Here is a 5,634-nt window from a genome sequence, read left to right as displayed (position 1 = left end):
TCTGTGCCGTACACTCTAATTATACCACGATTCCTACTGTCTATCGTGATAGTTTTCGTTTATCGTGATGCTGTCAAAGCATGATGTTTATTTTGTAAATAATATTTCAAGGTATTGTAAGTGAAAAACTCTTTTTTAATTATCTTGACACGTCAATATATTAAAGCTATAATATCAGATAAATAGCTTAATACGATGATGCGATGAGTAGGAGAGTAGTAAAAGCACATATATAAGGGAGAAGATACCGTGACTGAGAGTATCTTTATATCACTGCTTTTATGAAAGACACCTATTAGCATATTGGTCGATATGTAGGCCATATACGTAAACCTGCGTTAAAGGAAAGAGTTGTAATCAGGGTGGCACCACGGGAAGGTCTCTCGTCCCTGCAATTTATTTGCGGGATTGAGAGATTTTATTTTTCTATATTAACAATCTATTCACGAAGGAATTTTATAAGGAGTTGGTTTAATGCTTACAAAAGCACCAAGAGGCACAAAGGATGTATTGCCTTCAGAAGTCTATAAATGGCATTATGTAGAGAATATCATTAGAGAAATATGTGACAATTTTGGATTTAGGGAAATTAGAACGCCTGGATTTGAGCATACAGAATTGTTTTTAAGAGGCGTTGGTGAATCAACTGACATTGTCAGAAAAGAGATGTATACTTTTAATGATAAGGGCGGAAGAAGTATTACTTTGAAGCCTGAAGGGACATCTCCTGCTGTTAGGGCATTTGTAGAGCACAATCTCTATGCGGAAGCGATGCCAGTTAAACTTTACTACATAACACCGGTCTATAGATATGAAAGACCTCAGTCAGGTAGGCTTAGAGAACACCATCAATTTGGAATTGAGATGTTTGGTGCACATGATGCATCTGCTGATGCTGAAGTAATCAGTGTAGCTATGACACTTTTTAAAAGACTGGGGCTTAAAAATTTAGAACTCAACATCAACAGCATTGGGTGTCCTAATTGCAGAAGAGAATATAACAGAGCATTGAAAGAATTTTTAGGAGAGAATATTGAAAATTTATGCGATGATTGCAAAGAAAGATATAAGATAAATCCGATGAGAGTTCTAGATTGTAAAGTTGAGAGTTGCAAGAGAATATTGAAAGATGCGCCGATTATGCTGGACTATCTTTGTGATAATTGCAAAGAGCACTTTGAAAATCTTCAATCTTATTTAAAAGAAGCCGGGTTTAACTTTGTTATTAATCCCAAGATAGTTAGAGGTCTTGATTATTATACAAAGACAGCCTTTGAGATAATCTCAAATGATATAGGTGCACAAGGTACCGTTTGTGGTGGAGGAAGATATGACGGATTAGTTGAAGAATGCGGTGGTCCATCTATACCAGGTGTAGGATTTGGCATGGGCATCGAAAGGTTATTGCTGACATTAGAAAATAGTGGTATTGAAATACCTTTGCCAAAGAGAACTGATCTTTTCATCTGTACTGTAGGCAATGATGCAAAGAAGTATGCTTTCTCTATGGCACTTAAACTTAGAAATTTGGGGATTTCTGTAGAAATTGACAATATGGGCAGAAGTCTTAAAGCACAGATGAAATACGCTAATAAATTAAATGTCAGATATACGATAATTTTAGGTGAAGATGAACTTAAAGATAAGGTGGTAAGATTAAAAAATATGGATAATGGTGAGGAAATTGAAATTGGTATAGATGATGTCTATGAAAAAATAATATTATAATTGGAGGTATACTTGATGGGAGAGCAATTATCTGGCATGAAAAGAACACACATGTGTGGTGAATTAACTTTAGAGGATGTAGGCAAGAGCGTTATAGTTATGGGATGGGTTCAAAGAAGGAGAGATTTAGGTGGACTCATATTTTTAGAATTGCGTGACAGGACAGGCCTAATACAAATAGTCTGCAATGAACAGCTTTCAAAAGAAGCTTTTGATAAAGCTCAACATGTAAGAAATGAGTACGTCTTGGCTGCTGCTGGTGAAGTAGTAAAAAGATCTGATGAAAACATAAATCCAAATTTAGAAACTGGAAACATAGAAATTTATGTTAGCGAGTTAAAGATATTAAGCAAAGCTGAAACTCCACCATTTATGGTGGAAGATAGAAATAATGTTTCTGAATCAGTAAGGTTAAAGTACAGGTATTTGGATTTAAGAAGACCTTCGATGCAGAAAATTTTGATGACTAGATATAGGATTACGAGAATTGTGAGAGATTTCTTAGATAAAAATGGTTTTATCGATATAGAAACACCTCTGCTTATTAAAAGCACACCGGAAGGGGCAAGAGATTATCTAGTTCCCAGCAGAGTTCAGCCTGGCAAGTTTTTTGCTCTGCCACAGTCACCGCAAATATTTAAACAGCTATTGATGATATCAGGTTTTGATAGATATTATCAAATTGCAAAATGCTTGAGGGATGAAGATTTAAGGGCAGACAGGCAGCCGGAGTTTACTCAAATTGATATGGAGATGTCGTTTGTTGAAGAAGATGATGTTATTGCTCTTAATGAAAAGATGATAGCACGTATATTTAAAGAGATATTGGATATAGATTTGGAAGTGCCATTTAAGAGAATTTCATGGCAAGAAGCTATGAATAGATTTGGGTCTGATAAACCTGATATAAGGTTTGGCATGGAATTAAAAGATCTGTCTTCTATATTTGTTGATTCTGATTTTAAAGTGTTTAAAGATGCTGTACAAAATGGCGGGTCAGTAAGAGGGATAAATGTAAAAGGTGCAGCATCTATGCCTAGAAGACAATTAGATGAACTGGTAGAATATGTAAAAACATACAAAGCAAAAGGGCTTGTATGGATACAAATGCTAGATGACGGTCCTAGGTCACAGATATCTAAATTTTTAAAAGACGATGAAATGACACAAGTTGTAAATGTTATGGAAGCTGAAAAAGGCGATTTAATTTTGATAGTTGCTGACAAAAACAATATGGTAGTTTATGATGCTTTAGGGCATTTAAGGCTGGAAATGGGAAAAAGATATAATCTCATTGATGAGAACAAATATGAATTTTTATGGGTTGTAGATTTTCCGCTGCTGGAATACAGTGAAGAAGAAAAAAGATTTGTTGCGATGCACCACCCATTTACTGCTCCAAAAGACGAGGACATAGAAATGCTTGACAAGGACCCAGGCTGCGTAAGAGCAAAAGCATACGATATTGTCTTAAATGGAATGGAAATCGGCGGCGGCAGCATAAGAATACATGATACAGAATTACAAAAGAAGATGTTTAAGGTTCTTGGCTTTACTGATGAGGATGCTGAAGCGAGATTTGGATTTTTACTAGATGCTTTTAAATATGGTGCTCCTCCACATGGTGGCATCGCATATGGCCTTGATAGATTGACTATGATTCTTACTGGAACAGACAATATTAGAGATGTAATCGCATTTCCGAAAACTCAAAATGCATGCGATCTGATGTCTGATGCACCATCAGAAGTATCTAAAGAGCAGTTAGATGAATTGCATATAAAGGTTGACCTATAAACGTTTAACCTTGAAAAATCCAATAAGATATGCTAATATATTTATAGAAACCCTATGGTGTGCGTGAAATGCGGTAATGTTTTGAGCCAACACACATAGAAAAGGGAGCCTGGGCTCTGGTAATGGAATATAAGCCATCTTTGAATGGACATATGAAGTTATCAGGAGGGCACCCACCTGCGAGAGCAGGTTCAAAACCACCGACTAAACGGCACTATGGGGGATTTTTTTATTGGAGGAATTTACATTGCTACACGCTTTTTCGAGAACGGAATTAATATTAGGGAAAGAAAATTTGGAAAAATTAAAAGCAAGTACTGTTGCAGTCTTTGGTATGGGCGGTGTAGGTTCATATACAGCCGAAGCTTTAGCAAGAAGTGGTGTGGGCAAATTAATAATTGTAGACGATGATACAGTTTGCTTAACTAACATAAATAGACAAATACATGCAACAAGAAAAACAGTTGGCAAGCCAAAAGTTGAAGTTATGGAAGAAAGGCTTTTAGAGATAAATCCCAATCTTAAAGTTACTGCTTATCAAACATTTTATAGCAGCGAAAACAGCAATATGCTATTATCTCCTGATTATGATTATGTTGTTGATGCGATTGACACAGTTTCGTCAAAAATAGACCTTGTTGTTAAATGTAATGAGATGGGCATACCGATTATAAGCTGCATGGGTGCAGCAAATAAACTAGATCCTACAAAATTTGAGGTTGCTGATTTATACGAGACTAGCATTTGTCCACTTGCGAAAGTTATGAGATACGAACTTAGAAAACGTGGTATAAAATCATTAAAAGTCGTTTATTCTAAGGAAAAGCCCATAAAACCTCTTTTAGATGTTGAAACATGTAAAGAGCAATGTATATGTACAAACAAGGAGAGGACGTGTGTTAAGAGACGGCAAATACCGGGCAGTGTGTCTTTTGTACCACCTGTTGCTGGTTTTATACTAGCAGGTGAAGTTATAAAGGACTTAATAGGATATAAAAATTAAAAACTATGTTGACAAATTTTATTAGTAGACTTATACTAGATTTGTACCTGATAGGGGTATAGGAGGTAAATTATGAATTCTTACCATGATAACAAAGAGGATTTACTTAGAAGGCTTAAAAAAATTGAAGGTCAGATAAAGGGAATTCAAAAGATGATAGAAAAGGACACATATTGTGTTGATGTCCTTATACAGGTTGCGGCTGTAAGATCAGCAATAAATAGCGTAGGAAAGATATTATTGAAAAGTCATACATTAGGATGTGTGAAGGATGCTATCAATACAGAAAAGCAAGATGATATGATTGATGAGCTTGTGGATACATTTATGAAATTTATGAAATAAAACAGAAATTACTTTTTCTATACGTTTTATGACCTATCTAAATTTTTTTAAAAAGGATAATAATTTTCAAATAGTATGATGTAGTACATCATCACTATTGACATCTATTTCATTTAAAGGTATAAAATATTATAGCAATAGGATAATAATTACCAATAAAAACCTGTTGTTAAAAAATATAAATATTAGGAGGTAGAAAAATGGCAGAAGTAACAATAACAAAAAATAATTTTCAGGAAGAAGTTGTTAATTCTAATATACCTGTTTTGGTAGATTTTTGGGCAGAATGGTGTGGTCCATGCAGAATGGTATCACCTATAATTGAAGAGCTTGCAAATGATTATGAAGGAAAAGTCAAAGTTGGTAAAATCAATGTAGACGAAGAAAATGAGCTTGCAATGCAATTTAAGATAATGAGCATTCCTACTATTGCACTTTTTAAAGATGGGAAAGTGGTTGACAAAATTGTAGGTGCAAGACCAAAATCTGATTTTGAAGATTTTATAAACAGAAACATATAGTTTAACATAAGGTAGAATGGGTAGAATTTAGACTGTTATTGCAAATATGCATAACAGTTTTTTTATTTTAAGTTTTAATATATTTTCTGATAATAATAACTTTGTATAATTAATTATTAAATGGAAAAAATGTATTTATAATAACAAGAGTGATTTCGGAAACTAATTTCCAGCAGCATACAATGACATAAATTAGATATTAGATACAAAAAATAACAATGATTTTGCGATAAAAATAAG

General features: G+C 34.2%; 5 protein-coding genes, 1 other RNA gene and 1 other annotated feature. All 6 genes read left to right on the top strand.

The window, feature by feature from the left end; genetic code table 11:
- The first annotated feature begins 194 nt into the window (after positions 1-194).
- Positions 195-394, top strand: a binding site (T-box leader).
- 80 nt (positions 395-474) lie between these two features.
- The 6 genes from hisS to trxA all read left to right on the top strand — a co-directional run bounded on the left by hisS (position 475) and on the right by trxA (position 5,394).
- Positions 475-1,728 carry a histidine--tRNA ligase gene (hisS, locus tag J2Z80_RS14680; protein WP_209455045.1) on the top strand — a complete coding sequence of 418 codons (1,254 nt, stop codon included), beginning with the start codon at positions 475-477 and terminating at the stop codon, positions 1,726-1,728.
- A gap of 15 nt (positions 1,729-1,743) precedes the next feature.
- On the top strand, positions 1,744-3,525 hold the full coding sequence (gene aspS, locus J2Z80_RS14675) for an aspartate--tRNA ligase (RefSeq protein ID WP_209455044.1): 1,782 nt from the start codon (positions 1,744-1,746) through the stop codon (positions 3,523-3,525).
- Between the two features lie 46 nt (positions 3,526-3,571).
- A non-coding RNA gene (gene ssrS / locus J2Z80_RS14670) (6S RNA) lies at positions 3,572-3,752 on the top strand.
- Positions 3,753-3,772: 20 nt separating this feature from the next.
- Positions 3,773-4,528, top strand: a complete 756-nt coding sequence (locus tag J2Z80_RS14665; RefSeq protein ID WP_209455046.1) for a tRNA threonylcarbamoyladenosine dehydratase — start codon at positions 3,773-3,775, stop codon at positions 4,526-4,528.
- A gap of 72 nt (positions 4,529-4,600) precedes the next feature.
- Positions 4,601-4,873 carry a metal-sensitive transcriptional regulator gene (locus tag J2Z80_RS14660; RefSeq protein WP_209455043.1) on the top strand — a complete coding sequence of 91 codons (273 nt, stop codon included), beginning with the start codon at positions 4,601-4,603 and terminating at the stop codon, positions 4,871-4,873.
- A gap of 200 nt (positions 4,874-5,073) precedes the next feature.
- Positions 5,074-5,394, top strand: coding sequence for a thioredoxin (gene trxA, locus J2Z80_RS14655; RefSeq protein WP_209455042.1), 321 nt, complete (start codon positions 5,074-5,076; stop codon positions 5,392-5,394).
- The last annotated feature ends 240 nt before the right edge of the window (positions 5,395-5,634 follow it).

It is taken from the genome of Thermoanaerobacterium butyriciformans (genome assembly GCF_017874545.1).
In the GTDB taxonomy this organism is placed as follows: Bacteria; Bacillota; Thermoanaerobacteria; order Thermoanaerobacterales; family Thermoanaerobacteraceae; genus Thermoanaerobacterium; species Thermoanaerobacterium butyriciformans.
Note: the sequence above shows the minus strand (reverse complement) of the source record. Positions and strands in the feature narration are given on the sequence as shown.

Excerpts from the sequence above, each read along its gene's own strand:
- trxA (WP_209455042.1), top strand. The coding sequence starts at position 5,074 with ATGGCAGAAGTAACAATAACAAAAAATAATTTTCAGGAAGAAGTTGTT.
- aspS (WP_209455044.1), top strand. The coding sequence starts at position 1,744 with ATGGGAGAGCAATTATCTGGCATGAAAAGAACACACATGTGTGGTGAA.
- hisS (WP_209455045.1), top strand. The coding sequence starts at position 475 with ATGCTTACAAAAGCACCAAGAGGCACAAAGGATGTATTGCCTTCAGAA.
- J2Z80_RS14660 (WP_209455043.1), top strand. The coding sequence starts at position 4,601 with ATGAATTCTTACCATGATAACAAAGAGGATTTACTTAGAAGGCTTAAA.